The sequence below is a fragment of the Bradyrhizobium commune genome (genome assembly GCF_015624505.1).
Classification (GTDB): domain Bacteria; phylum Pseudomonadota; class Alphaproteobacteria; order Rhizobiales; family Xanthobacteraceae; genus Bradyrhizobium; species Bradyrhizobium commune.
Genome location: NZ_CP061379.1, coordinates 497021 through 523786 on the forward strand (window position 1 = coordinate 497021; position 26766 = coordinate 523786).

Genomic DNA, 26766 nt, shown 5'->3' on the forward strand with positions numbered 1-26766 from the left:
GGTATGCTTTAGGGGCCATATCCCCGCCATCGGTCCAGCCTGATGCTGTTCAACTCCTATCCGTTCATCCTGCTGTTCCTGCCGGCCGTGCTGGCCGGTTACTTTTGGCTCGGGCGGCGCAGCAATCTGACCCCGGTGATCTGGCTCGCGGCCGCCTCGCTCGCCTTCTATGCCATCGGCAACTGGCAGTTCGTGGCCCTGTTGCTGATCTCGATCGGCTTCAACTATGGCGTCGGCTATCTCCTGATCGAGGCGAAGCTAACGCCATCGCGAAGGCGCACGGCGCTTGTCATTGGCGTTGCCGGGGATCTCCTCGTGCTCGGCATCTTCAAATATGCAGGGTTTGCTGCCGACAACGTCAACGCACTATTTGGTACGCACCTCACGCTCCACATCCTGCTGCCGGTCGGGATTTCCTTTTACACGTTCACGCAGATCGCGTTCCTGGTCGATGCGTATCGCGGGCAGGTCGCGCGTTATGCCTTGCCGCACTACGCGCTGTTCGTGACTTATTTTCCGCATCTGATCGCGGGGCCGATTCTGCACCACAAGGACATGATCCCGCAATTCGAGCGGGAGGACACCAAACACCCGCACGCGCATCTGATCCTGTGCGGTGCCATCATCTTCGCCATCGGTCTGTTCAAGAAGACCTGCCTTGCCGACGGCATCCAGCCGTTGGTCGCGCTCGCCTTCGATGCGCGCTCGCCGAGCTTCGACCAGGCCTGGTGTGGTGCGCTCGCCTACACGTTCCAGCTCTATTTCGACTTCTCCGGCTATTCGGACATGGCGATCGGAATCTCGCTGATGTTCGGCATCTTTCTGCCGGTCAATTTCAACTCGCCCTACAAGGCCACCAGCATCGTCGAGTTCTGGCGGCGCTGGCACATGACCTTGTCGCAATTCTTGCGCGACTATCTCTACATCCCGCTCGGCGGCAATCGCCACGGCCGCGTGCTGCGCTATGTCAACCTGATGATCACGATGCTGCTCGGTGGGCTCTGGCACGGCGCAGCCTGGACTTTTGTCGTTTGGGGCGCACTGCATGGCGCCTATCTCTGCGCCAATCATGCTTTCAATGCGCTGGCGCCGAATGTCCCGCCGGCCCTTGCACGCCCGGCCCGCATCGCGGGTGCGGTGCTGACCTTCCTCGCCGTCGTCGTCGCCTGGGTGTTCTTCCGCGCCGAGAGCGTCGCATGGGCGCTGCGCGTGCTCCGCGCCATGGCTGATCCCTCGAATATCGTGTTCGGCCGCGAGGAGATCGCGGCGCTGGTGTTGGTCTCCATCTCCGCCGCGCTGGTGTGGCTGGCGCCGAACACGCAAGCGATCATGGGATACGATCACGGCAACCGCCGGGTCGGCGAGGACTTGCGGGCAGGGCGACTGCGACCGCTGGTTCTCTACGGCGCATCGCTGGTGCTCGCGCTTGGGATTCTCGGCATCCAGAGCCACAGCGAATTCATCTATTTCAGGTTCTGATGCAGAGTGATTTCAAACAGCTGAGGCGTCTTCTGCTCGGGAGCATCGCGTGCGTGCTCGGTGCGGCGGCGCTTACCTATGCCGTCGATCCCCTTCAGCTGTTTCGCCCCTCGCCATTAGCCTTCTATTCCGACGACACGCGCGTGCAGAATGCCGGGCTGATCCGCAGCCAGTCGTTCGACACCGCTTTCATGGGCACATCGCTCGCGATTCATTTCCGCCAGAGCAACATAAACCGCGCGCTTCATGTCCATTCGCTTAAGCTGGCCATGACCGGGTCGAATTCGCGCCAGCAGGCCTTCGTGCTTGAGCAGGCGATCGAGCGCGGCGCAAGGCGCGTGATCTGGGAGATGGACGATTTTATCTTTGTCGATGCGGCCGACATCGAGACGGATCCCTATCTGTCCGTCGATCTCTATCGCGGGACGGCCAGGGGGATCGCAGCCTATCTGTTCAGCGCGGCGATGGCGAAGGAATCCCTGTTCGCATTGCTGCGGTCGATCCCACCGGTGCGACAGCCGTTGACGCAGGCGGCGCCGTTTCTCCCCGTCAAGTTCGCGCTGCCCGACGTCGACGACATCTACGCGCTGCCGCGGGATTTCGACGTCGCACGCGGCTACAATGCGGAGCGGACGCGCGCCTCATTCGCCTACATCACCGATCCCGTGCGCAGCCGCTTCCTCAGCGAAGGTTATGGCTATGACGCCATGGTCCGGCATTTCGAGCAGGACGCCATCGGCCTGATCACGCGCCATCCGGACGTGACCTTCGACGTCTACTTCCCGCCCTATTCGATCCTGCAATTCGTCGCGATGCGCGATGCTTCGCCGGAGACGCTGACGCTCGCCACCGATCTCACGGCGCTCATCGCGCGGCACCTGACGCAGCTTCCGAACGTCCGCCTGCACGACTTTCGCGCGATCAAGCGGGTGACGCACGAGCTGAACAATTACGGCGACGTCATCCACCATTCGCCGGTGGTGGATGCGATGGTATTGCAGTGGCTGGCAAGCGGAGAATACCGCGTCGACCCGAAGGCGCCGACTGCGTCGCTGGATGAGTTGAAAGCGCAGGTCGAGGCGTATCGCGTCGAGCACTGATCTTACCCTCTCCCCTTGTGGGAGAGGGTGGCTCGCCGCGTAGCGGCGAGGCGGGTGAGGGGTTTCTGTCCGCGAGTCAATCTCGCAATCGAGTTTGCGGAGAGAACCCCTCATCCGGCGCTTCGCGCCACCTTCTCCCGCAAGGGGAGAAGGAAGAATTTACACCGCCACCTGCTCGCCGAGATACGCAACCGCAGCTTCGAGCCCACCCTTGCCGTGCGGGATCTTCAGCGCATTCAACCCAATCTCGATCACGCCCAACGTGCCAAGCAGCATCGGCGCGTTGACATGGCCCATATGGGCGATGCGGAAGGCCTGGCCGGAGAGGTCGCCGATGCCGGTGCCGAGCACGACGCCGCACTTCTCCTTGCAATAGCGTTGCAGCACCGCCGGGTCATGGCCGGTGGTCATGGTCACCGTGGTCACGGTGTTGGAGCGCTCATGGGGTTCGGCGACGTTGAAGCCGAGCACCTGGCCTTCCGACCAGGCGCCGACCGCCCGGCGCGTGGCCTCGCCAAGCAAAGCGTGGCGGCGGAACGCATTCTCCAGGCCTTCTTCGTGCAGGAGGTCGATCGCCTGGCGCAAAGCGAACAAGAGATGCACCGGCGCGGTGCCGGCATATTTGCGATAATGCTCGGCGCCCTCGCGTTCGCTCCAGCTCCAATAGGGCGTCGACATGTTGGCCTTCTTGTGCGCTTCCAGCGCGCGCTCGTTGGCGGAGACGAAGCCGAGGCCGGGCGGCGTCATCAGGCCCTTCTGCGAGCCGGACATCGCGACGTCGACGCCCCATTTGTCCATCTCGAACGGCATGCAGGCGAGCGAAGCCACGGTGTCGACCATGTACAGCGCGGGATGGCCGGCCGCCTTGATCGCCCTGCCGATCGCCTCGATGTCGTTCTGCACGCCCGAGGCCGTATCGATCTGGACGACGACGACGGCCTTGATGGTGTGCTCGGTGTCGCGGCGCAGCCGTTCCTCGACCTCGTGCGGCCGCACCGCGCGGCGCCAGTCGCCCTTGAGCACCTCGACCTCGGCGCCCATCAGCCTTGCAGCATTGCCCCAGCCGATCGCGAAGCGTCCGCTCTCCAGCACCAGCACTTTGTCGCCGCGCGACAGCACGTTGCTCAGCGCGGCCTCCCAGGCGCCGTGACCGTTGGCGATGTAGATGTAGGATTTGCCCTTGGTCGAAAACAGTTTCGAGATGTCGCGAAGCAGGCTCTCGGTCAGATCCGTCATCTGTTTGGAGTAGATGTCGATCGCCGGACGATGCATCGCCTGGAGCACGGCGTCGGGCATCGTGGTGGGCCCGGGGATGGCCAGAAATTCCCGGCCCGCGCGAACGGTCATTGCTGTTGGTCCTTGTTGCTGGAGGACAGGTTGGTGGGTCGCTGGTTCATACTCTTACGCGGCGTGGACAGCCAAGAAAAGCACGTAAAACGCACGCCAGATGCGCCTATCGCTTGGTTTCGCGGCAGCCGGCGGCTTCCGCTTCCTCCACCGAGCAGAACCAGCGGGTGCCCTTGCTGATCTTCATCTTGATCTGGGTGTACCAGCGGCTGGTTGGCTGGTGGTAGATGCACTCGCCGGATGAGTTGACGTTGCCCTTGATGGTGCAGTCGGGCGAGGGCGCGACCGGCCCGGAGGCCGAGGCGAGCAGCACGGAATGCGCTCCCTCCGGCGGCTTGGTGGCGCCCAAAATGGCGGTCTTCTTGTTGCGCACGCGCCAGTCCCAGGGCGCGATGAAGGCGCCCTGCCACATCCCGGCCTTGGCCTCACGCGCGGCAGCCTCGTCGGCGTCGTAATCGTGCGAAACGCGGGTGTAGGACAGTGCCCAGCCGCTGCGCACCAGCCATTTCTGGATGTCCTCGCCGCCGACCTCACAGCGCGCCACAGTGCGGCCGCGCCGGTCGATCGCGCGGGCATGGCAGACCCAGTTCTTGCCCTCGCTGTATTTGGCGAGCTCGTCGCGCGCTGCCGCGCCGCAAGTCCAGCGTTCGGACTTGTTGTTGAGGCAGAGCTGGTCGGCCGAAGGCGCGTCGATGCCGCCGAGCCGGATCCGTGTGTTGCCGATCAGGACGGAATCGCCGTCGCGGACTTTTGCCGTGCCGGTGATATCTGCGGCCTGTGCCAGCGGTGGGACTGCAAGCAGAGACAGCGCAATCAGGAATTTTCGCAACATGCCGGTCCGGTTATTTGGGAACATCTTGATGGGCCGCGCAATTGTGGTCGGCTTTGGGCCGCCCGGCCAGCGCCTGCCTAAGGATTGAGCTTTCAACTTCCCGTCATTGTGGGAGGTCTCGTAGGGTCGGCAAAGCGAAGCGTGCCCACCATGGTTCGGCAACCGTCTCACCCCCGCGCCATCGCCCGCCGCGCCACCGCCAGCCCCATCAGCACGAACGCCGACGTCACCTCCGGTCCGCCCACCAGGATCCGTGTCGGCGTTTTCATCTTGTTCCATTCATAGGCGCGGAACAGGCCGCGGCGGCCGCCTTCACCCAGGCTTGCAACGATGACGTTGAGCGCCGGCGCGAAGGCGCGCGGATCGGCGCCGAGATGGCCGAGCGCGATCAGTGCGAGGGCCGCGTCGAACACGTTCATCTCGGCCGTCATCAGCTCGCCCTTTACATAGGAGAGCACGCGATGGCGGATGAAATCGAAATCGCCGTCGGGGTCGATCGCGGCTTGCGCTGCCAGCGGCAGCGCCAGGAAGGCCGCATAGCAGCGGCCGAAATAGGCGCTGTAAAGCTCCGGCAGATAATAGATGTGGGAGCGCGGATTGGAAAAGGCGCCGCTGGCGGCCAGCCGCTTCTGGAAGCCGATGATGCGATGCACGGTGGCAAGCCGCGCCGGCGTCTCCAGAATCTTCCAGCGCGCGAGATTGCGAAAGCTCACCTCGAGAATGTCGAGATTGAGCGTCGGATCGAGATCGTTGCCGTAGGGCCGCTCGCCCCTGAGATTGTCGATCCAGGTCGCGACCCCGCCCTCGTAGTCGATGTTGTCGTTGAGCGGCACCGTCACGCGGGGCTCGTTGACGCCCGCATGCACCTGGTAGCCCGCGTAGAAATCCAGCAGCGGCTGGTCGAGGATCGGATCGGTGCAGCCGGCCTGCGTCGCCGCCGAGATCGAGCATGCGGTGGTGTCGCAATCCGGCACATAGACGCCGAAGCCGAGGTCCTGCTTGATCTGGGCGAAGAAGCGCGAGAAGCGCGGATGCGGCGCCGGCGCGAGCGCGGTGATGACGTTGAAGCGCGCGCCGTCGATGCCCGCGACTTGCTCGCGGCTGATATTGACGCAGAAGTCGACCATGTCGGCGATGGCGCGCTTCGCCGCCGTCGCGTCGGCCGGCGAGGCGAGCCCGGTCTCGACGAAGCTCAAGAGTGCCTCGATGAAGAAGGCGTCGTAATAGGCCGAGCGGTGGCGGATCTGCACCGGCTCCCACATCGGCTCGGCGATGCCTTTCCAGGGCGGATTGACGACGGCGGCCGCCGGCGAACGGGCGATGAAGACGCGGGCGAGGTTGAACAGCAGCGACGAATTCTTGTAGCCGCGCGCGTTGAGCCCCGTCAGCGCCATGATCAGCTCGCGCCCGCGAAAATCGGGATCGCCGATCAGGTTGAAGGCGGCATAGGTCGGCAGGAAACCGTTCCTGCGATACGAGCCCAGCAAATGCTGCGCGCAGTCGCGGATCACGCCGTCGATCTGGGGCAGCGAGGGCATTGTGCTGACGAACAGCGCCGGCGGCGGCTTGGGATGATCGAGTGCGATGGTGTCGACAAGATCGGCGACGGGCTGTCCGACCGCCGCCCAGTCGGGCTCGGCATCGTCGCGGGCACGCGTCAGCGCCTCGCGCAGCCGGGTCAGCTTGGCCGCGTCGCGCAGCTCGGTCAGACCGGCGCGGCGGAGCAGCACCCGCAGCGCGGGATTGCCGAGCGCGGTCTTGTAGAATTTGGCCAGATGCGGATCGCCGCCGGCCGGCCCCGCCAATACGGGATCGCACACGTCATAAAGAGAGGGGCCGTCCTTGCGCGCCGTCAGCGCCCGGCACGCGGCACCTGCGAAATAATGAAAGCTCATGAAATACCTGGTCGCGGGGCCTTGCCCGAGGACCGGCGCGTGCGCCCACCCGCACGCAGGCCCCCCTGCAAGTCTTTGAAAAAGCTACCCGGATTCGCGGGAAATACAAATGTGATCCAGGTCACGGACAAAGCCGGCATGCGGACCGCATAATCGGTCACCGGAGGACTACGGGGGAGCGGCAAAAGCACAAAGTTAATTCGCCAGATTAGCTAATATCTCCAGTCAGTTAGCTCAAATTTTGGGCGTTCTATTGCGGCCGCGGCGATATCCGGTTAAGGGTTTGTTTGGTGCGGCGCCGCAAATTGCGCGCAATTCGGGGGCACTCCCCCGGCCAATCCCTCAAACCTAAAGCCGCCATCGCGCTACTCAACCCGTGTGCGCGCGCTTGGCTGGTCTTTGGCACTGACAGGAATGAACCGAGATGAATGTAAGGCAGCTCGACATCTCCCGACGCTCGATTGCCGTCGCCGCAGCCCTCGTCGGCACGGTGTCGCTGGCGATCGGCGCCCATGCTGCCCTCAACATGCGTTCGCTCGATGCCGCCAAGGCCGTCTCGACCGACCAGGTCACGGGTTCGGTCGGCCAGACCTCGCGCCTCGCGCTCGTCATCGGCAACGGTCACTATCCCGATGCCAGCGCGCCGTTGACGCAGTCGATCAACGACGCCCGCGCGCTGTCCTCGAGCTTGCGCAAGAGCGGCTTTGACGTCGACATGGTGGAAGACGCGAGCAAGGACGACATGGCCCGCGCCGTCAGCCGCCTGAAGGCGCGGATCAAGCGCGACAGCGTCGTCATGCTGTTCTTCGGCGGCTATGGCGTGCAGGCGGGCCGCGAAAGCTACATGCTGCCGGTCGATGCCGTGATCTGGAAGGAGAGCGACGTCCGCCGCCAGGGCGTCTCCATCGAGGGCGTGCTCGACATGATGAAGGAGCAGGGTGCCAAGGCCAAGCTCGTCGTGGTCGACGCTTCCCGCCGCAATCCTTTTGAGCGCCGCTTCCGCTCCTATAGCCACGGCCTCGCGCCGATCGGCACGCCCGACAATGCGTTGATCCTCTCCTCCGCTTCACCCGGCAAGGTCGTCGACGACGGCAAGGGCGAGCACTCGACGCTGGTCGGCGAGCTCCTCAACAATCTCGATGCGCAGGGCAGCGCCGAAAGCGTCTTCAACAAGACCCGCGTCGCCATCTCCCGCGCCTCCGAAGGCGACCAGGTCCCGGCCGTCTCATCCTCGCTGCTCGAGGACGTCCACTTCAACGAAGCCGGCGGCTAGTCTAGTTCGCGGCACTTGTAGGGTGGATTAGTCTTACTGCGTCATGGTCGTCGCCGTCCATTTGACGCTGCGCTGGTGCCACAGCACGGACATCGCGGCAGGGTTTTGATGAGCGCGCGGATCAACCGGGCGCGCATGGTTGCGATCGAGTTCGGGATGTGGCGTTCAGGCCGCGTGGGCGGAGCCTCTGGGTCGATAATCGTCGGGTAAGCGAGGTAGCGGGACTGGCGCGGCGGAACGAGGTCCTGAGGGGGGAATCGTCGCCTGCTCGGCGATCAGGAAGCCGTAGGCTGCGATGCACAGAGTTGCGTGGTGATGGAAGCCACGCCAGCCGCGTCCCTCGTAGTGACTGAGCCCGACCTCTTGCTTGAGTTCTTGATAGTCGCGCTCGATGCGCCAGCGAAGCTTGGCGAGATCGACGAGCCGCTCGAAGCTGATGGTCTCCGGCAGCGTTGAGAGCCAGTATTTGGTAGGCTCTGCTTCCCCCTCGGGCCATTCGATCAGCAGCCATTCCGGCGACAGCTTCTCGGGGATCAGTTTGTTGTACCCGACACGGACGCGCACACGTGCAAAGCGCGAGGACAGCCGGTCGGCCGAGCCTTCCCGCCACGTCACCGTACGCCAGGCCTGCTTCGGCAGAGCAAGCGTCACTTCCTTGGCCGAGACAAGATCGGGCTCGTCGCGTCGGCCGGTATTGTTCAGCGGCTTGTCCTTGCGCCGTGGGCGAGTGCCGGGTCGCCACATCAATGTATTAGGCAAAATGCCGGCTACATAGAGCACGCCCAAGGCTGTCATTCCCGCGCGTAGCCGCGAGTCATTGCCATAGGCCGTGTCCATCAATCCGACACCGCGCGGCAGGCCGGCCTCGCAAGCCCAACGTATCTGCTCCAGCGCGATCTCTGGTTTGGTCCTAAACTTGATCTCCTTCGGAACGCCCGCCTTCTTCCGGCGCGCGCGATCCTTCGCCCAAGTCTCCGGCAAATACAGCCGATAAGTCGCTGGAAGACTGGCGGCATGGTTGGCGATCGACAGAGACACCGCCACCTGGCAGTTGGCCTGCTTGCCGAGCTGACCGCAATATTGGTGGTGGACGCCGACCGAATGCTTGCCCTGCTTGGGGAATGACGTGTCGTCGATGATCCACGCCTCGATCGGCCCGCTCTTCTCGATCGCGGGCAGCGCCATCTCGCGGACCTTGGCAAGCACGTCCGCGTCCGACCAGGTCGCGTTACCGACAAAATGCAACAGTGATTGGTGCTGGGCTGCCGTCCGCGCCGGGGCCGTGCGCGCCGCCATCGGCTCGACGCTCTTGCGTTCACCCGGCAGCATCAAGCCGGTGCAATAGTCACGCAGTGGTCTCATCCGCACGGCCTGACCGATCACACTTCCAAGCCCCGCCACATACGCCGTAAACCGTGCCTCGCTGCCTTCACCCTGATTGAGATCCATCTGGCCCCCCGTGTGCCAAACATTGAATCTCTTCAAATATTTGATTCTACGCCCCCGCGGGCGCGACCGAATGACTCAGTAAGGTTAGCCGAAGGCGCAATCCGCCACTTCTCTCTCGTCAGCGCGGAAAGCAAAGAGGTGGGTTACGCCTTCGGCTAACCCACCCTACGAAGTTATCCGTTACTTCGCCGCTTCCGTCGCCATCACCGGGCGCACCGGATCGCCTTCGCGCAACAATGCGCCGGCGCGGGCCACCACGATGTCGCCCTCGTTGAGGCCGTCGCGGACCTCGATATTGCCGCCCGACATCAACCCGATCTCGACGCGCTTGGTCTCGACGCGGTTGCGGCGGATCACCTGCACCACGGTGCCGGCGGATGAATATTGCACGGCGGTGAGCGGCACCGCGACGTTGCAGCTCTGCCCGGTCTTGATCAGCGCGCGCCCGCTCGCATTGATCAAGAGCCGGCGTTGCGTCGAGATTCCGATATAGACCATGCCCTGCTGGATGTTGGGCTCGACGGTCGGTCCGATGCGGCGCACCTTGCCCTCGACATCGCCGGCGCCTGGGATGCGCACAGTCGCAGTCTGGTTGTTGGCGAGCTTCCTCACGTCATTGGTCGCGACCATGCCGACGAGGTCGTATTCGCTCCGCGCCACGATCGTGAACAGCGCCTCGCCTCTGGCCGAGGCAAGCCCGCCGATCTGCGCGGTCGAGGTGGCGATCACGCCGGCGACGGGGGCCGTGACCTGGAGTGTGCCGCCTTCGGGGAGCGCGAGGCGCGCCAGCACCTGGCCGGCCGTGGTGGTCTCGCCGGCTTCCGCCAGCACCTCCGTGATCTTCAGCCCCGGACGCTCGGGCCGCACCGAGGTTTCCTCGCGGGCGATGATCGTGCCGCTGGCTTCCACGATGTCGGAGAAACAGGATTTTGCCGCCTTCAGCACCGTGACCGCGGGCCCCTTGGGCGCGTCGTCATCGGCGGCAAGCGTGGGCTGGGACAGCAGCAGCAGTCCGCCCAGGGCAATCAGGGATCTGGAAAAGGAACGCGCAGACAATGGACGCATCGGTTATTCCGGTTGGCCGCAAGGGCTCAATCGATAGCAGAAGCGGTGGCGGCGGGCCATGGGCTCGCGGTCCGAGAATGATGCCGCAGCAACGCGGGCGGCGCGATGCCCCCTGTTGAATTGGTCTTCGCAACCAGCATTGAGGTTCGTTGGCTGCCGTCCAGCAAACTCGTCTTGCCCGGGCTTGTCCCGGGCATCCACGTTCTTTGTGCCGCAGGGCAAGGCGTGGATGGCCGGGACAAGCCCGGTCATGACGATGTGGAGGCACCGAGGGCTCACGGCAATGCCAAAAACTCCACCCAGTTCGGCTTCTTGCCGGTGGCGTAGGATTTCAGCTTGCTGAGCGCGCCGCTGCTCTGGTCGATCGCATACACGCTCATGCCGTCGGACATTTCGCCGACCGCGGCGAGATAGCGGCCGGTCGGATCGATGTTGAAGCCGCGCGGCTGCTTCTCGGTCGGCACGCTGTCGATCGTGGATAGCTTGCCGCTGGTGGCATCGACCTTGTAGGCGGTGAGCGTGTTGGTGGTGCGTTCGGAGGCGTAGAGGAAGCGGCCGTCCGGGGTGATGTGGATGTCGGCGGCCCAGGGCTTTTGACCAGAGTCTTTGCCATTGAACGCCTCCGGCAACGCGGTGGTGCGCTGGATCTCCTCCCAAGCGCCGCTCTTGGCTTCATAGCTGAAGGCGGCGACATCGCCGTTGAGCTCGTGGATGAGATAGACGAACTTGCCATTCGGATGGAACACGAAGTGCCGCGGCCCTGATTTCTCGGGCACCTTGTGGGCCGGCGGATCGCTCGGCGTGAGCGTTCCTGCCGTGGCATCGAACGCAAAGCTCAGCACCTGGTCGGAGCCGAGATTGGTCGCGAACACGAAGCGGTTGTCGGGTGAGGGCAGGAAGGCGTGAGCGTTGAGCCCGGTCGGGATCACCTGCTTCGGCTCGCCGACGACGCCGTTTGCGCCAAGCGGATTCAGCGCGACCTTGTTGCCGCCATAGGAGGCGCTGAACAGCACCTTGCCGGTGCGGTCGGTTGCGATGTTGGCCATGCTGTCGGCGAGCGGGCCGTTGCCGATATGGCTGAGGAGGCCCGTCTTCTGGTCGATCGCGAAGCTGACCGCCAGGAACGGCTGCGAACGGACGCCGGCGATCAGCACGCGGTGGTCGGGCGTGATCGCGAGCGGGGTCGAGGATCCCGGCTTGTCGACGCCGGTGAAGGCCGCCGTCTGCACCGGCGTCATCTCGCCGTTCTCGGCGATCTTGAACACGCTGATGTCGTTGGAGTCGGCATTGCCGACATAGGCGAAGGTTTCGGCCATGCCGGCACGGGCTCCAGAAATAAGAGCAAGGAAAGCGAACAGCGTGGTGGCGATCGCAGCGCGAGCCGCTTTGGATGCGATGCGGCGGTTTGGTCTCAACATGGGCGTCCTCCTCGAGCCGTTACGGCGTTGTCGTTTTGCGGCGGAGGATAGCGGGAGGTAGCCCGTTGCACCAAATTCCAATTGGGATCGATCGATACCGAAATTGTATCGGTCGCGAGCTAGCGCACCGCCGCGGTGAGATCGCGCGACGGCAGGCGCGGGCCGCTCGGATGATCGGGCGGTCCGAGCAGGGTCCATACCGCGACCGCAACCAAGGCGGAGGTCAGGATGGTCCAGGCGATGAGGCGCTTGCGCCTCATGGCAGCGGCATCCCGGCCATGACGGCAAGATCGCCGTCGCTCATGCCGGGGCCTGCGCCGGCGAAATAGATCGCGACACAGGCGATGACCGCGAAGGCGAGATAACCTGCAACGATCCAGCCGTCGTAATTGCGGACGGCCGATCGGGGCGAAAGCGCATGCGAATGTGCACGTTCTGCAATGTCCATGGTCAAAATCCGTCTGTTTGAAAATTGATGCGCTAAACCGCGCAGACGGGATTCTGCGCTGCAAAAGGCGACCGTCGTATGAAGTCGTTCACAGGGGAGGACGCGCTCACGCAGTTGCGAACGAACGTCCCCGTCGTGGCAAAGCGCCACACCGGTTAAACCGATTGCAAGGTCTCGCTGACAAACTACCAATGGTGCTGCGCTTCGCCTGCTCATTCGCAGCGCCCGGCCCCCGGCCACGTGATCGTTCGGGAACGGCAGCCACCTCCCGCCGTTACCCCGGTCTCGCGGGCGGAGGACACCAAAACGGAGGCTGGCACGTGTTTTGGATTTATTGGGACACCGCCTGGTCGCTGATCATCAGCGGTATCATGTTCACCACTATCGTCACCCATCCGGACGCCGAGTTCGCCGAGATCCGGGCGGGGAGACAGTGACAAGACAGGCGCAATAGCCTCCACGCGGCCTGAAATATCCACCTCTCGCGGGTGCAATCGAGCTTGCCTCGCGGATGGACGGCCGTGGTGAACGAAATCTTAGGGGCGGACCGGTAATTTTCTGCATCTTTTTCAGCGATCCGGCGCTCCCATGGCATTGTTTGGCAATCCCTCCATTCGTTCGGTTCTCGGCGCCATCATCGGCATCCTCGGCCTGTTCCTGATCGGGCAGCTCGCAACCGGACTTTTCGGCGCCGTCGAGCGCAACAGCGCGGCGCAGAAGGTCGAGCGCTATGCCGGCACGGACCAGCAGCTCTTCACGGCCCTGCTCGGTTTCCGGATCGAGCGTGGCACGTTCCTGTCGGCGCTGGTTGCGGAAGAGTCGGCCAATGCCGGTGCCGATGACCGCATCGCGGCCAATCGGCAATTGTCGGAAACGGCCTACAAGAGCGTGCTCGAACGCCTCGATGGCGTGTCCGATTCCCGCCTTGCCGGCGTCATGGGCAAGTTCGTTGCGCTCCATGATGCGCTGATGCCGCTGCGAACCAAGGCCGAAGCCCTGATCCACCAGCCAAAGGCTGCGCGCGACACGAAGGCGGCCGACGAGTTCCGGAAAACGGCGCAGGACTATCTCGACGCCATCCTCGCGCTGACCATCGAGCTGGAGAATGCGCTGAAGCTCACCGATCCCGTGGTCGATCATTTGCTGGGCGTCAAGCAGTCGGCCTGGGCCGCGCGCAATTTCGGCGGCCTCATCGCGATCCGTCTCGAGGCCGCGGGCGCCGCCGCAAAGCCCTGGACGGCTGCCGACATTGTCGGAGCAGCCGAGGATACCGGCCGTGCCAAGCAGGCCTGGAGCCAGGTTCAGGATGCAGCAAGCCGCACAGACGCCCCCGCGAGCCTCACCGACGTGATCGCGCGCTCGAAGCAGGGCGACGCCGTCGCCATGATCGAGCGCCAGCAGGGTCTCATCAAGGCACTGAGCAACAACCAGACGATCGAGATCAAGGGCGTGGAGCTTGCCAAGCTCAACACCGCCATCCTCAATTTCTACGTCGAGGCCGGCCAGGCCGCGCTCGCCGAAATGGTCGCCCGCGCCGGTCAGCAGATGGTTTCCGCGAAATGGAGCCTGGCGCTCAACGGCGGCATGATGCTGGTGGCGCTCGCCATCACATTGTTCGGCTTCATCCTCGTGAGCCGCCGCGTCAGCGCGCCGATCCGCAAGCTGACGCAGGCGATGCGCTCGCTCGCCGAGCGCGACTACGCGATCGATCTTGCCGGCATCGAGCGCGGCGACGAGATCGGGGAAATGTCGCGCGCGGTCTCCGTGTTCAAGGAGAACATGATCGCCGGCGACCGTCTCGCCGAACAGCAGACGGCGGAGCAGGCGAAGAAGGAGCGGCGCCAGCTCGCCGTCGAGCGGCTGATCGGCGAGTTCGAGAAGACCGTCACGGACTCGCTGCACACGCTGGCCTCGGCCTCGGGCGAATTGAACGCCACTGCGCAATCGATGTCGTCGACCGCCGAGCAGGGCTCGTCCAAGGCGGCCTCGGTCGCGAGCCTGTCGGGCGACGCCTCCTCCAACGTGCAGACGGTTGCGGCGGCCACCGAAGAGCTCTCCGCTTCGATCACCGAGATCAGCCGTCAGGTCGCGGAATCCTCCAGCATCGCCGGTGCCGCGGCCAGCGAAGCCGACCGCACCAATGCCGAAGTGCAGGCGCTGGCCGATGCCGCCCAGCGCATCGGCGACGTCGTCGCGCTGATCACGGGCATTGCCGAGCAGACCAATCTGCTCGCGCTCAACGCCACCATCGAGGCCGCGCGCGCCGGCGAGGCCGGACGCGGCTTTGCGGTGGTCGCCTCCGAAGTGAAGAACCTCGCCACCCAGACCGCGAAGGCGACCGAGGAGATCACCGGCCAGGTCGCCGCGATCCAGGGCGCGACCAAATCGTCGGTGACCGCGATCCAGTCGATCGGCACCACCATCCAGCGCGTCAACGAGATTGCGGCTGCGATCGCCGCCGCCGTCGAGGAGCAGGGCGCCGCGACCCGCGAGATCGCGCGCAATGTGCAGCAGGCCTCGCAAGGCACCAACGAAGTCTCGCGGCACATCTCCGGCGTGTCGCAAGCCGCCGGCCAGACCGGCGCTGCCGCCGGCGAAGTGCTGGACTCCGCCAAAATGCTGGCGCGTCTGTCCGACGACCTCAAGCGCGACGTCGACCGCTTCGTCGGCGATCTCAGGGCGGCGTAAAAGGTCCGTAGGTGGGTTAGTCCGAAGATTTGTAGGGTGGGTTAGTCTTACTGCGTCATGGTCGTCGCCGTCCATTTGACGCTGCGCTGGTGCCACAGCACGGACATCGCGGCAGGGTTTTGATGAGCGCGCGGATCAACCGGGCGCGCATGGTTGCGATCGAGTTCGGGATGTGGCGTTCAGGCCGCGTGGGCGGAGCCTCTGGGTCGATAATCGTCGGGTAAGCGAGGTAGCGGGACTGGCGCGGCGGAACGAGGTCCTGAGGGGGGAATCGTCGCCTGCTCGGCGATCAGGAAGCCGTAGGCTGCGATGCACAGAGTTGCGTGGTGATGGAAGCCACGCCAGCCGCGTCCCTCGTAGTGACTGAGCCCGACCTCTTGCTTGAGTTCTTGATAGTCGCGCTCGATGCGCCAGCGAAGCTTGGCGAGATCGACGAGCCGCTCGAAGCTGATGGTCTCCGGCAGCGTTGAGAGCCAGTATTTGGTAGGCTCTGCTTCCCCCTCGGGCCATTCGATCAGCAGCCATTCCGGCGACAGCTTCTCGGGGATCAGTTTGTTGTACCCGACACGGACGCGCACACGTGCAAAGCGCGAGGACAGCCGGTCGGCCGAGCCTTCCCGCCACGTCACCGTACGCCAGGCCTGCTTCGGCAGAGCAAGCGTCACTTCCTTGGCCGAGACAAGATCGGGCTCGTCGCGTCGGCCGGTATTGTTCAGCGGCTTGTCCTTGCGCCGTGGGCGAGTGCCGGGTCGCCACATCAATGTATTAGGCAAAATGCCGGCTACATAGAGCACGCCCAAGGCTGTCATTCCCGCGCGTAGCCGCGAGTCATTGCCATAGGCCGTGTCCATCAATCCGACACCGCGCGGCAGGCCGGCCTCGCAAGCCCAACGTATCTGCTCCAGCGCGATCTCTGGTTTGGTCCTAAACTTGATCTCCTTCGGAACGCCCGCCTTCTTCCGGCGCGCGCGATCCTTCGCCCAAGTCTCCGGCAAATACAGCCGATAAGTCGCTGGAAGACTGGCGGCATGGTTGGCGATCGACAGAGACACCGCCACCTGGCAGTTGGCCTGCTTGCCGAGCTGACCGCAATATTGGTGGTGGACGCCGACCGAATGCTTGCCCTGCTTGGGGAATGACGTGTCGTCGATGATCCACGCCTCGATCGGCCCGCTCTTCTCGATCGCGGGCAGCGCCATCTCGCGGACCTTGGCAAGCACGTCCGCGTCCGACCAGGTCGCGTTACCGACAAAATGCAACAGTGATTGGTGCTGGGCTGCCGTCCGCGCCGGGGCCGTGCGCGCCGCCATCGGCTCGACGCTCTTGCGTTCACCCGGCAGCATCAAGCCGGTGCAATAGTCACGCAGTGGTCTCATCCGCACGGCCTGACCGATCACACTTCCAAGCCCCGCCACATACGCCGTAAACCGTGCCTCGCTGCCTTCACCCTGATTGAGATCCATCTGGCCCCCCGTGTGCCAAACATTGAATCTCTTCAAATATTTGATTCTACGCCCCCGCGGGCGCGACCGAATGACTCAGTAAGGTTAGCCGAAGGCGTAACCCACCACTTCTGTCACCGCGGAAAGAGAAGAGGTGGGTTACGCTTCTCTAACCCACCCTACGAAATCATTGCATCATCGCGACATCAGCACCGGAAAATCGGTGTTGGCGCACGGTGCCGCGGGAAGATCGATGCGGCTCTGGCCGCTTGCTATTTTTGGACCAATTGGTCTATATTCAAGCATGAGCCACCAGCCCCCCGTGCAGCTGCCCCGTGGCCGCCCGCGCAGCTTCGACGTGGACGCCGCTGTCGAACGCGCGATGGGTGTGTTCTGGTCGCGCGGCTATCACGCGACCGCGCTCCCGGACCTGCTTCGTGCGACGCGGCTCTCGCGCGGCAGCCTGTATGCCGCTTTCGGCGACAAGCACTCGCTGTTCCTGCGGGCGCTCGATCGTTACATCGCCGATGCCGTGGCGCGGATGGAGGTCGAACTCGCCCCCCACCGGGAGCCGATCGACGGCCTGCGGGCTTACCTTGCCGGCTATGTCGACCGCAACAGCGGTGCCAATGGTCGGCGCGGATGCCTGCTGGTCGCTACAGCCATGGAATTGGCTGGCCGTGATGCCGACGTTGATCGTCGGATCGGGAGTTTTTTCAAAACCATGGAGGCCATGGTCGCTGATACACTTTCCCGTGCGAAGGTAACGGGCAGGTTGGCCGATGGTGTCGAGCCTTCGAGTGCCGCCCGCATTCTGGTCTGTTTCGTCGAGGGCCTGCGGGTGGTCGGTAAAACGGCACCGACACGGATCATCTCGCAAGCCACCGTTGATGCTTTTCTCGACCGCTTCATCAGGTAGAGAACTCATGAACACCCCCGCTGTTGTCGCGTCTATATCTAAACCGAACGGTCTTGAAAGGAAGGATGCCATGTCTGCTATCCAGATCGTCTGCGCGGTAGCAGTCCCCCTGCTCTGGGGTTATCAGTTCGTGGCCATCAAAGTGGGCGTTATGGAGTTTCCGCCTCTCTTCTTCCTTTCTCTGCGCTTCATAGCCATCGCATTGTTGCTTGTTCCTTTTGTCAAAAGGCCCACACGTCAACAGTTCGGCCCTATCGCAGCCATTTCGTTTTTCCTTGGTGGACTGAACTTCGGGCTCTTCTATGTTGGCCTCGGCCTCGGCTCGGGAAGCATGTCGGCCATCGCAATTCAACTCGCGACGCCCTTCACCGTCCTGTTGGCCTGGCCGCTGCTCGCGGAGCGGCCGTCGCTCGCCACCTCCGCCGGCGTGGTGCTGGCGTTCGCCGGCGTGGTTGTGCTGGCGGCGGAGCCGGGCCCGTCGGCAAATGCGCTTCCGCTGCTGCTGGTGGTCGGCGCCGCCTTCGCATTCGCGGTGTCCAACGTCCTGACCAAGCGCTACGGCCCGTTCGATCCGCTGATGTTGATGGGATGGTCGTCATTGCTGACGGTGCCGCAAGTGTTGTTGATGTCGTTGCTGCTCGAATACGGACAGCGGGCGAGCCTGATCGCGGCGGACGAACGCGGCTGGCTGGCGCTCGCCTACACGATCTTCATCGGGGGAATTGTCGGGTTCGGCCTCTGGTTCTGGCTGATCGCCCGCTGCTCGATGGGCCGCGTCGCGCCGTTCGGCCTGCTGCTTCCGGTGTTCGCCTTGATGTCGAGCGTGCTGTTCCTCGGCGATCGCGTGACCCCGAAGCTGATTGTCGGCGCGATGCTCGCGATCTCCGGCGTCGCCATGACGCAGGTCAGGCCACGCGCTCGACCAGCCTGAACCGGGTACGCATTATTGCAGCAGCACTTTCGGCATCACGACGACGACGTCGACCTGCCGCTTCAACACCCGCGAGGCGACGGAAGCGATGTAGAACGAGTAGCCGTCCTCGATATCGGAGGCGACCTCCTCGTCCCTGGCGAAGGCGTAGAGCAACTTGCCGTCGACATTGTCGAAACGGATGCCCGCAAACAGGCGGTCGAACGCCTCGGCGCCGACGGCTCCTGCCACGAGCGCCTGGATCGCCTGGTCCTGAACGAGTGAGAGCTTCATCATGCCGATGAGATATGGAACGCTCGCCCGAATGCAAGGTTCGGCGGCGGAAGCCTTTGATGCCAGCGGTCCGCCGCCCGTTCCCAGACGCTGCGATCGGTCAGGCGTTGGTGCCGCCATCCACTGTCAGGTTCGCGCCCGTGATGTAGGCCGCCTCGGGGCTCGCGACGAAAGCGACCAGGGCGGCCACCTCCTCGACCTTGCCGTAGCGGTTGAGCGCCGTCGCGGCTTTTTGCGGGGTAGCCCAGTCGCCGGAGGCAGGGTTGAGGTCGGTGTCGATCGGGCCGGGCTGCACGTTGTTCACCGTGATGCCGCGATCGCCGACCTCGCGCGCAAGCCCTTGCGTGAACATCCGGATGGCGGCCTTCGTCGCCGAATAAGGCACCAGTCCCGGGGTCATCATGCGTTCGCCGACGCAGGAGCCGATCGAGATGATGCGGCCGTTGTTGTTCATCTGCTTCAGCGCGGCCTGCGTGGTGACGAACACGCCGCGGATGTTGAGGTTGATGACCTGGTCGAGTTCCTCCAGCGTGGTCTCCTCGAACGTCTTGGGGATCGCGGTGCCGGCATTGTTCACGAGCACGTCGAGCTTGCCGAGTGCGCTGACGGTCTTCTCGACCGCGGCCTGAACGGCCTTGGGGTTGGTGGCGTCGGCCTGGATCGCGATGGCCTTGCCGCCGGCGCCTTCGATTGCCTTGACGAGGCTAGCGGCCGCATCCGCGCCTTTGGTGTAGGTGATGGCGACCTTGGCGCCGTCGGCAGCCAATCGTCGGGCGATGGCCGCGCCGATTCCGCGGGAGCCGCCGGTGACGAGCGCCGTCTTGCCGTCCAGTTTCTGTGACATGTCGTTTTCCTTTGCTCTGGGTTGAGAGGGATCAGCTGGCGGTTCTGCCGCCGTTGACGCTGACGATCTGGCCGGTGATGAACGAAGCCTTGTCCGAGGCCAGGAACAGGATCGACTCCGCCAGCTCTTCCGGCTTGCCGGCGCGGCGAAGTGGGATTCCTGCGAGCAGCCCCGCTTTACGATCTTCGGATCCGGTGAAGCGATCGAGCATGGCGGTCTCGACCGGCCCGGGCGCGATGGCATTGACGCGGACGCCGAAGGCCGCTGCCTCGAGCGCTCCGGATTTAGTCAGGCCTTCGACGGCATGCTTGCTTGCGACATAGAGCGAGGCGTTGGGCGCGCCGCGACTGCCCATCGTCGACGAGATGTTGACGATATTGCCAAAGCCCTGGGCCTGCATCGCACGCAGCTCGTGCTTCATGCAGAGCAGCACGCCGAGCACGTTGGTGTCGAAGGTTGCCGCATAGGTTTCCGGTGTCTGCGCGGTCACCGGTCCCGGCGTTCCCTCGGTACCGGCGTTGTTGACCGCGACGTCGAGACGGCCGAAGCGCGCGACGGTCTTGTCGATCATTGCGCGAACGTCATCTTCGTTGCGGATGTCGGCCTTGATGAATTCGGCGTCCGGGCCGAACGTGCGGAGTTGCTTGACGAGCTCCGTACCGGCGTCCTCGCGCCGCCCGGTGACGACCACGATGGCACCTTCTCGTGCAAAGGCCATCGCGGCGGCGCGACCAATGCCCGTCAGTCCCCCGGTGATCAGCACGACCCACCCAACCATGATGCACTCCTTCATGAATTCGTGATGCGCGTCGGCCTTGTCTTGAGCGACGCGTGCCGGGTCCATATGTGCGCGATCAGCGCGCACGCATTCGTAGGCCGCCGGCGGGCAGCCGTCCTGAAATCGCGGTGAACCAACCCGAAATTGTTCTGAAATTTGAGCAGCAACGGCGAAGCTTATCGCCTTGCAAGCGCAATCGGCCGGGTGCAGTGTTTGCGGCGCCAACGGCTCGTTCGATACTGGGTGAGAGCGTGAATATTCGTCCTCAAGACGTCGGACAAGGCGGCCTGGGTGCGCTGGATCTGGTCCAGATTGCCGATCTGACGCTCGATCTTCGACGCGAAGAATTGCGCGACGGCACCGGTGCGCGCGTCGATCTGCGGCATCGATCGTTCGGTGTGCTCCGGCACCTCGTGATGAACGCAGGGCGGGTCGTGTCCAAGGACGAATTGCTGGCCGCGAATTGGCCCGGCGTGAGCGTCACCGAGGATTCTCTCACCCAGTGCATCTCCGATATCCGCCGCTTGCTCGGCGAGTCCGGCCGCGACCTGGTTCGGACCGTCGCGCGCCGCGGTTACATGATCGTCTTGCCGGAGCAGACGTCTCAGACCGTGCAGAATGTTTCGGCCGGACCAACCGTTGCCGTCTGGCCGTTCGAGACCGACGTCGGCGGCGATATCCTTGCCCCGCTCGCCGATGGGCTGACGCAGCAGATCGTCTCGGCGCTGGGGCGGTTCGGCGAGTTGCGCGTGCTCACGCGGAACGTGACGAGATCCTATCGGGATCGATTTCAAAGCGCGGCCGATATCGGCCAGGCGCTCGGGGTGAATTATCTCGTCGAGGGGCATCTGCGGCAGGACGGCGAACTCGCCCGCATCGACGTGCTTCTGTCCGACGCGCGCACCGGCGCGCAGGTCTGGAGCAAGACGTTCAAGGCAAACCTCGCCGCCTCCAGCCTGCTCACGATCCAGGACGAGATATCCGGGCAGGCAAGCGCCATGATCGGCAGCTATTGGGGTGCGATCGGGGCTGCCGAATACAGGCGCATCCAGAACAAGCCGAGCGCAGAGCTGACGCCCTATGAGTGCATCGTCCAGGGCGTGCTGGGAATTCCGACCGATGCCACCGTTCTCGAGCCGGTCGCCAAGGCGCGCGAGGCGCTGGAACGCCTGACGCGCGACGAGCCGCGAAACGCGTCGGCCTGGGCGGCGCTCGTGCTCGTGTTCAACAGCCAGCGGACCTGGGGCTTTCCGTCGCCGACCGGCGAGATTGGCCCGATCTCGGAGCGACTTCATCTGGCCGACCTCGCGGTCGAGGCCGCGAACCGCGCCGTCGAGATCGCACCGAACGATGCCTTCGTGCGGGGGCTGGTCGCACGCGCCGCCTGGATGGCGTGCCAGCCCGATCTGCTGCGCATCGAGACGATGCGCGCGATCGAGCTCAATCCCAACGATCCGCAAAATCTCGGACCATTGGGCAATCTGATGGCCTATGCGGGTTTCTGGGACGAGGGCGTGGCGCTCGCCGAGAAGGGCATCGCATTGACGGCGCCCAGCACGCCCCGCTGGTGGTGGTGGGCGTCGGCAAAGCGCGCCTTTGCGCACGGGAATTACGCGGAAGCCTTTGACGCGTTCCGTCAATCCTATGTCGAGCAGCTCTGGATCAGCCATCTGCACATGGCCTATACGCTGCCATTTCTCGACCGGGCCAATGAGGCGAGGGCGCATGTCGTGGCGTTGCTGCGGATGCGGCCCGGCTTCACGATCCGAGAGGCGGACGCCTATTACAAGATGTGGTGCTTCGCACCGTCCTACCGCGAGAAGATGTGCGAGGCGCTGCGGATCGCGGGACTTCCCGGCGGGGAGCTCGCTTAAGCCGCGGCCGCCTGCTTCGACAGCAATTGCTTCAACTTCGCCGCGGGCACGGCCGGGCTGAACAGCCAGCCCTGCATCTGGCTGCATCCGAGCTGGCGCAGCACCTCGCGCTGGGCTTCGGTCTCGACGCCTTCCGCCGTCGTCGCCATGTGGCGGGCGGCGGCCATGTGCACCACGGCCTGGACGATCGGGGACGAATCTTCCGGCTCGCCGATGTCGCTGATGAAGCTGCGGTCGATCTTGATCTTGTCGAACGGGAAACGGTGCAGATAGCTCAGCGACGAATAGCCGGTGCCGAAATCGTCGAGCGCGATGCGCACGCCGAGCTCGCGCAGCTGCTGGAGGATGGTCAATGCCTCCTCGTCGTCGCGGATCAGCACGGTCTCGGTGATCTCGAGCTCGAGCCGTCCGGGCGCCAGGCCCGATTCTGCGAGCGCGGTGGCGACCTTCAGCGCCAGCGTCTTGGAGCGGAACTGCACTGGCGAGACGTTGACGGCGATATGGATATCGCCGGGCCAGGAGGCGGCCTCGTTGCAGGCCTGCTTCAGCACCCATTCGCCGATCTCGCCGATCTGGCCGGTGTCTTCGGCAACCGGAATGAAGTCCGCGGGCGAGACCATGCCACGCTCGGGATGGCGCCAGCGCAGCAGCGCCTCGCAGCCGGTGACGACATTGGCGGAGAGATCGACCAGCGGCTGGTAGTGCACCTCGAACTCGCCGCGGACCAGCGCCTGCCGCAGATCGAGCTCGAGCTGGCGGCGCAGCCTGGCCTTGGCGTCGTATTCGGGGACGAAGATGCGGAAGGTGCCGCGGCCTTCGGTCTTTGACGCGTACATCGCCAGATCGGCGCGCTTGAGCAGATCGTCGAGATTGTCGCCGTGATCGGGCGCCATCGCGATGCCGATGCTGGCATCGGTCGCAATCTCCTGGCCCTTGCAGTCGACCGGCATGCGCAGCAACTTCAGGATCTGCTCGGCAAGCGCGCTCAATTCGGCCTGGTCGCAGGTGCCGGACTTGACGATCGCGAACTCGTCGCCGCCGAGCCGCGCCACCAGATCGTTGCCGCTGACGCAGGCACGCAGGCGGTTGGCGACCTGGCGCAGCAGCTCGTCGCCGACCTCGTGGCCGAGCGAATCGTTGACGCCCTTGAACTCGTCGACGTCGATGTAGAGGATCGCGAACGGCTTGCCTTGGGCGAGCTCCGCGACGCGGCGCTCCAGATGGCCGCGCATCAGCACGCGGTTGGGGAGGTCGGTCAGCGCGTCGTAATGCGCCATATGCGCGATGCGCTCGTCGGCGCGGATGCGCTCGGTGACGTCGTCATGGGTGGCGAGCCAGCCGCCGGCCGTGCCGGGCTGGTTCTTGATTTCGATCAGGCGGCCGTCGGCGGTCTCCACGACCGCGCTGTGCGTCTGCCCGACGCTGCCCAAAATGCCGTCGCAATAGCTGTCGACGTCACCGTCGAACGAGCCGGTGTCGGCGCGGTGCTGGATCACGTCGCGGAAATAGGCGCCGGGTTTCACCACGTCGGTCGAGAGCCCGTACATGTCGATGTAGCGGCGGTTGCAGACGATGAGCCGCTCGTCCTGGTCGAACATCAACAGGCCCTGCGTCATCGTGTTGAGCGCGGTGTCGAGCCGCTGCTTCTCCAGCGAGATCCGGCGCGTCATCTGGCGGAAGGTCAGCGTCAGCGTGAGCACGAGCAGGGCGATCGAGACCACCGCCACGGTGACGAAGAATTTGGTCTGCGTGCGCCAGGTGGCGAGCGTCGCGTCCAGCGACCTGGTCGCGATGATGACCAGCGGCTCGCCGCTCAGCAGACGCGAGGCGACGATGCGCTCCGTGCCGTCGATCGGGCTTGTGAGCTTCGTCGTGACGAAGGTGCGCTCGAACACGGCTTTCTGCTCCGCCGAGCCGATGCGGTAATTCTGCCCGATCATCGCCTCGACATGCGGAATGCGCGCGAGCAGCTGGCCGTTCTGGTGGTACATCGCGATCGAGGAGCCCTCGCCGAGGCCGGTCGAGGCGAAGAAGGATTCGAGCTGCTCCGGCGCGATCGCCCGCGAGACCATGCCGATGAACTCGCCATGCGGGCCGGAGACGCGCCGCGCGAACACGATCGCCGGCCCATTGCCGAACCGGCCGGGCACGACCTCGACCTCTTCCTGCGCGATCGGATCGTTCTTGAGGCGGTTGAAATAGCCGCGATCGGCGACGGAGATGTCGGCGACCGGCCAGCGCCGCGACGAGTTGATCAGCACGCCCTCGGAGTCGAACACGTTGGCGCCGGCAACGTCGGACCAGGCGCTGGCTTTCGCGCGCAGCACCTGGTGCGTCGCCAGCGTGCTCATTTCCTGGCGGAAGATTTCGGCGGATTCGATGCCGCGGCTTTCGAGCTCCGCGATGACGCTCTTCTGGAGCACCGCGAAATCGGCGAACTCGCGGTCGAAATGACGGGCGAGCAGCCGCACTGCGCTGTCCAGGCTGTCGCGGCCGCTCTCGATGGCGTTCTGGCGGAAGCGGTCGACGGTGAGCGCGGTGCCGATCGCCGTCGCGGCCATCAGCACGAAGCCGCCGACGATCAGCCACGTCAGCGGCGCTCCCCGCCAACGGCGAAGCAACGCGCGCATCCGCGCGGTCCATCGAATTGATGCGCCCATCCGGCCCTCCCGTGGGATGCAAGATGCACCAAAACCGACAAGACCCCGTTACCAGTGACGGTTAGGGAAGTATGAATTTGAGCGGAATCAGCGGGTTGGTGCGCTGCCGGGGCGGTTTTTGGGAAATGCTGCTCCGCAATCCCTCAATTCCGCCGGATCTCCCATTTCAGCGCGTCCGCATTCTCCCTGGCGAACATCGCCGGCACGTCGAACTGTCCGGTGACGAGATCATAGCGACATTGCCAGCCGCCCAGTCCCTTCACCGCGACGTTCTTCGGATGCTTGTCATATTCGCCGCCCAGCGAGATCACGATGTAGCGGTTGTCGGGCCAGTTCACGCCGAGCCAGCGATAGGCCTCCTCCGTGCCTTTCACGAGATTGGCCGAGATATGGTAGTCGAGCTTGGCGAACGTCTTCGTCTCCGGCCGGCCGTAGAAATAATCCCAGGCGAGATCGCTGAGCGACTTCTTCTTGGTCGCACTCACGAAGGCGCCGTTCTCGACATGGTAGAGAAAGAGGTCCTGCTCGCCCGAGCCGGTCTTCTGCATCCGCACCAGCCATTGCGAGTCGTTGGTGAAGCGGAAGCCGGCGCCGTAGCCCTGCTCCGGCTTCAGCTCCGTCATCCGGTCGCCGCGGCGGGCCCAGACCTGCCATTTGACGTCCCAATCGCCGCCGTCCTTCATGTACTGCTGGAGCTTGGTGGCGCCGTCGGGCGAGGTGAAGGCGAGATTGGCGTCGTCGGTGAGGGTGAATCCCGGCGGCGGGCCGGAGGCGGCAAGCACAGGGGAGGCGGCGAGCGTCAGGGCAAGCGCCAGCCAAGGTGCGGGACGGCAAAATCCGGTCACGGGAAAAATCCTTAAAAAATGGCCGCAAAAGATGGTCAGGCGGCCTCGCACATTTGACGCGGAGGGGGCCGTGTCGGTTCATCCGGAGCGTGCGGGAAAGCCTGCCATCATCCCATCGACCGTCTTGCTGCCGTAGCCAAATCGGCGCAATTTGCGCGGGTTGATTTGGGACCCAGAAGGTTCGGACCGCTGATGATCACCGCAATCAAGGCCTTCATTGCATTCTGTCTCTTGGCAGTGGCCGGCACCGTGCTGGTGATCGGCCCGACCGAGCTGCGCCGCCTACTGCCGGGCGGGACGAAGACCGAGGTCGCGGTCGCCGCCAAGCCGGAGGCAATGCCTGAAATCAAGCCCGAGCCAAAGGCCGAAGCGCCGAAGCTCGCCGTCACTGCGGAGCCGGCGCCCGCCGCGCCGAAGGCGGGCGCCATGGCCGAGACCCAGAAGCAGGTCACGGCTGCACTCGCCGATCTCGCACCGGTCAAGGCGCCGCCGGCGGTAACCGACACCGGGCCTCGCTTCGACGTGGCGCGCGTCGACGATCATGGCGAGGCGGCGGTGATCGCCGGCCAGGCCACACCGGGCGCGAAGGTCGAGCTGCTGCGCGACGGCCAGCCGCTCGACACCGTCGTGGCCGATGCGTCCGGCCAGTTCGTGATGACCCCGCCAAAGCTTCCCTCAGGCAGCTATGAGCTGACCCTGCGCGCCAAGGCGCCGGACGGAACGGTGACGCAGTCCGGCCGCACCATGCCGGTGACGATCGCCGAGGCAGCGCCGGCGCCGGCGCGTGTTGCACCCATCGCCAAGCAGGATACGAAGCAGGCCGAGAAGCCGGACGAGAAATCGGATGTCGTGGCGTCCCTGCCGGGACCGCGCGTTGCCTCGGCACCGGCGCGACCCAGAATGATGGGAGCGCCTAAGCCGAGGGTCATGGCGCGGGCGCCGGCGGTGACCACGACCACGACCACGGCCGTCGCGTCGGCGTCGCCCGCAGAAGTCCTCAACACGACGCCGGCAGAGGCCGGCGGCAACCGGGTGATCTCCCGCGGCGACAGTCTCTGGGCGCTGAGCCGTCTCGCCTATGGCGACGGCAACCGCTATGCGGTGATCTTCAACGCCAACCGCGACAAGATCCACAATCCCAATCTGATCTATCCCGGCCAGACTTTTGTGATGCCGCAAAAGGCGGAGTGACGCGGGCTGCTTGTG

At 64.6% G+C, this 26766-nt stretch carries 22 protein-coding genes; 8 read left to right on the forward strand and 14 right to left on the reverse strand.

Annotated features, from left to right (window positions below):
* The first annotated feature begins 42 nt into the window (after positions 1-42).
* Together IC761_RS02360 and IC761_RS02365 are read left to right on the forward strand one after the other, a co-directional pair.
* On the forward strand, positions 43-1479 hold the full coding sequence (locus tag IC761_RS02360) for an MBOAT family O-acyltransferase (RefSeq protein ID WP_195801709.1): 1437 nt from the start codon (positions 43-45) through the stop codon (positions 1477-1479).
* Entirely contained in the window at positions 1479-2579 is a 1101-nt protein-coding gene (locus IC761_RS02365) for a hypothetical protein (protein ID WP_195801710.1), read from the forward strand. Before IC761_RS02360 ends, IC761_RS02365 begins: the two co-directional genes overlap by 1 nt.
* A 159-nt stretch (positions 2580-2738) precedes the next feature.
* On the opposite strand, the gene IC761_RS02370 is transcribed toward IC761_RS02365, so the two are convergent.
* The 3 genes from IC761_RS02370 to IC761_RS02380 all read right to left on the reverse strand — a co-directional run bounded on the left by IC761_RS02370 (position 2739) and on the right by IC761_RS02380 (position 6653).
* Positions 2739-3926, reverse strand: a complete 1188-nt coding sequence (locus tag IC761_RS02370) for a pyridoxal-phosphate-dependent aminotransferase family protein (RefSeq protein ID WP_195801711.1) — start codon at positions 3924-3926, stop codon at positions 2739-2741.
* Positions 3927-4032: 106 nt separating this feature from the next.
* A complete protein-coding gene (locus IC761_RS02375; protein ID WP_195804525.1) occupies positions 4033-4758 on the reverse strand; it encodes a thermonuclease family protein in 726 nt (241 codons plus the stop codon).
* Positions 4759-4925: 167 nt separating this feature from the next.
* On the reverse strand, positions 4926-6653 hold the full coding sequence (locus tag IC761_RS02380; protein WP_195801712.1) for a hypothetical protein: 1728 nt from the start codon (positions 6651-6653) through the stop codon (positions 4926-4928).
* A 424-nt stretch (positions 6654-7077) separates the two neighbouring features.
* Between IC761_RS02380 and IC761_RS02385 the strand changes: the two genes are divergently transcribed.
* Complete coding sequence (locus tag IC761_RS02385; RefSeq protein ID WP_195801713.1) at positions 7078-7926, forward strand: caspase family protein; 849 nt, start codon at positions 7078-7080, stop codon at positions 7924-7926.
* Positions 7927-8091: 165 nt separating this feature from the next.
* On the opposite strand, the gene IC761_RS02390 is transcribed toward IC761_RS02385, so the two are convergent.
* From IC761_RS02390 to IC761_RS02410, 5 genes are all read right to left on the reverse strand, one after another.
* Complete coding sequence (locus IC761_RS02390) at positions 8092-9375, reverse strand: IS701 family transposase (protein WP_195800564.1); 1284 nt, start codon at positions 9373-9375, stop codon at positions 8092-8094.
* Between the two features lie 180 nt (positions 9376-9555).
* A complete protein-coding gene (locus IC761_RS02395) occupies positions 9556-10440 on the reverse strand; it encodes an efflux RND transporter periplasmic adaptor subunit (protein WP_195801714.1) in 885 nt (294 codons plus the stop codon).
* Positions 10441-10715: 275 nt separating this feature from the next.
* On the reverse strand, positions 10716-11858 hold the full coding sequence (locus IC761_RS02400) for a lactonase family protein (RefSeq protein ID WP_195801715.1): 1143 nt from the start codon (positions 11856-11858) through the stop codon (positions 10716-10718).
* A gap of 119 nt (positions 11859-11977) precedes the next feature.
* Complete coding sequence (locus IC761_RS02405) at positions 11978-12118, reverse strand: hypothetical protein (RefSeq protein WP_195801716.1); 141 nt, start codon at positions 12116-12118, stop codon at positions 11978-11980.
* A complete protein-coding gene (locus tag IC761_RS02410; protein ID WP_195801717.1) occupies positions 12115-12306 on the reverse strand; it encodes a hypothetical protein in 192 nt (63 codons plus the stop codon). The genes IC761_RS02405 and IC761_RS02410 overlap by 4 nt, the downstream gene beginning before the upstream one ends.
* Positions 12307-12894: 588 nt before the next feature.
* Between IC761_RS02410 and IC761_RS02415 the strand changes: the two genes are divergently transcribed.
* Positions 12895-14994, forward strand: coding sequence for a methyl-accepting chemotaxis protein (locus IC761_RS02415; protein ID WP_195801718.1), 2100 nt, complete (start codon positions 12895-12897; stop codon positions 14992-14994).
* 179 nt (positions 14995-15173) lie between these two features.
* On the opposite strand, the gene IC761_RS02420 is transcribed toward IC761_RS02415, so the two are convergent.
* The gene (locus IC761_RS02420) at positions 15174-16457 is read right to left on the reverse strand and encodes an IS701 family transposase (protein WP_195800564.1); all 1284 of its coding nucleotides are present in this window, start codon (positions 16455-16457) and stop codon (positions 15174-15176) included.
* A 232-nt stretch (positions 16458-16689) separates the two neighbouring features.
* On the opposite strand from IC761_RS02420, the gene IC761_RS02425 reads away from it, so the two are divergent.
* Both IC761_RS02425 and IC761_RS02430 read left to right on the forward strand, forming a co-directional pair.
* Positions 16690-17355 carry a TetR/AcrR family transcriptional regulator gene (locus tag IC761_RS02425; RefSeq protein ID WP_438265076.1) on the forward strand — a complete coding sequence of 222 codons (666 nt, stop codon included), beginning with the start codon at positions 16690-16692 and terminating at the stop codon, positions 17353-17355.
* A 70-nt stretch (positions 17356-17425) separates the two neighbouring features.
* Positions 17426-18286, forward strand: coding sequence for a DMT family transporter (locus IC761_RS02430; RefSeq protein WP_195801719.1), 861 nt, complete (start codon positions 17426-17428; stop codon positions 18284-18286).
* A 12-nt stretch (positions 18287-18298) separates the two neighbouring features.
* Here the strand turns inward: IC761_RS02430 and IC761_RS02435 are convergent, their stop codons facing one another.
* The 3 genes from IC761_RS02435 to IC761_RS02445 all read right to left on the reverse strand — a co-directional run bounded on the left by IC761_RS02435 (position 18299) and on the right by IC761_RS02445 (position 20181).
* Positions 18299-18562 (reverse strand): hypothetical protein, encoded by a 264-nt coding sequence (locus IC761_RS02435; RefSeq protein WP_195801720.1) that lies wholly within the window; start codon positions 18560-18562, stop codon positions 18299-18301.
* 97 nt (positions 18563-18659) lie between these two features.
* The gene (locus IC761_RS02440; protein WP_195801721.1) at positions 18660-19403 is read right to left on the reverse strand and encodes a 3-oxoacyl-ACP reductase family protein; all 744 of its coding nucleotides are present in this window, start codon (positions 19401-19403) and stop codon (positions 18660-18662) included.
* 31 nt (positions 19404-19434) lie between these two features.
* A complete protein-coding gene (locus IC761_RS02445; RefSeq protein WP_195801722.1) occupies positions 19435-20181 on the reverse strand; it encodes an SDR family NAD(P)-dependent oxidoreductase in 747 nt (248 codons plus the stop codon).
* 251 nt (positions 20182-20432) lie between these two features.
* Here IC761_RS02445 and IC761_RS02450 point away from each other — a divergent pair, with 251 nt between their 5' ends.
* On the forward strand, positions 20433-22055 hold the full coding sequence (locus IC761_RS02450; RefSeq protein WP_195801723.1) for a winged helix-turn-helix domain-containing protein: 1623 nt from the start codon (positions 20433-20435) through the stop codon (positions 22053-22055).
* On the opposite strand, the gene IC761_RS02455 is transcribed toward IC761_RS02450, so the two are convergent.
* Positions 22052-24715 (reverse strand): bifunctional diguanylate cyclase/phosphodiesterase, encoded by a 2664-nt coding sequence (locus IC761_RS02455; protein WP_195801724.1) that lies wholly within the window; start codon positions 24713-24715, stop codon positions 22052-22054. The genes IC761_RS02450 and IC761_RS02455 overlap by 4 nt on opposite strands.
* 143 nt (positions 24716-24858) lie before the next feature.
* Positions 24859-25560: a hypothetical protein gene (locus IC761_RS02460; RefSeq protein ID WP_195801725.1), complete on the reverse strand. Its 702-nt coding sequence runs from the start codon at positions 25558-25560 to the stop codon at positions 24859-24861.
* Between the two features lie 192 nt (positions 25561-25752).
* On the opposite strand from IC761_RS02460, the gene IC761_RS02465 reads away from it, so the two are divergent.
* Positions 25753-26751 (forward strand): LysM peptidoglycan-binding domain-containing protein, encoded by a 999-nt coding sequence (locus IC761_RS02465; protein WP_195801726.1) that lies wholly within the window; start codon positions 25753-25755, stop codon positions 26749-26751.
* Positions 26752-26766 lie beyond the last annotated feature (15 nt).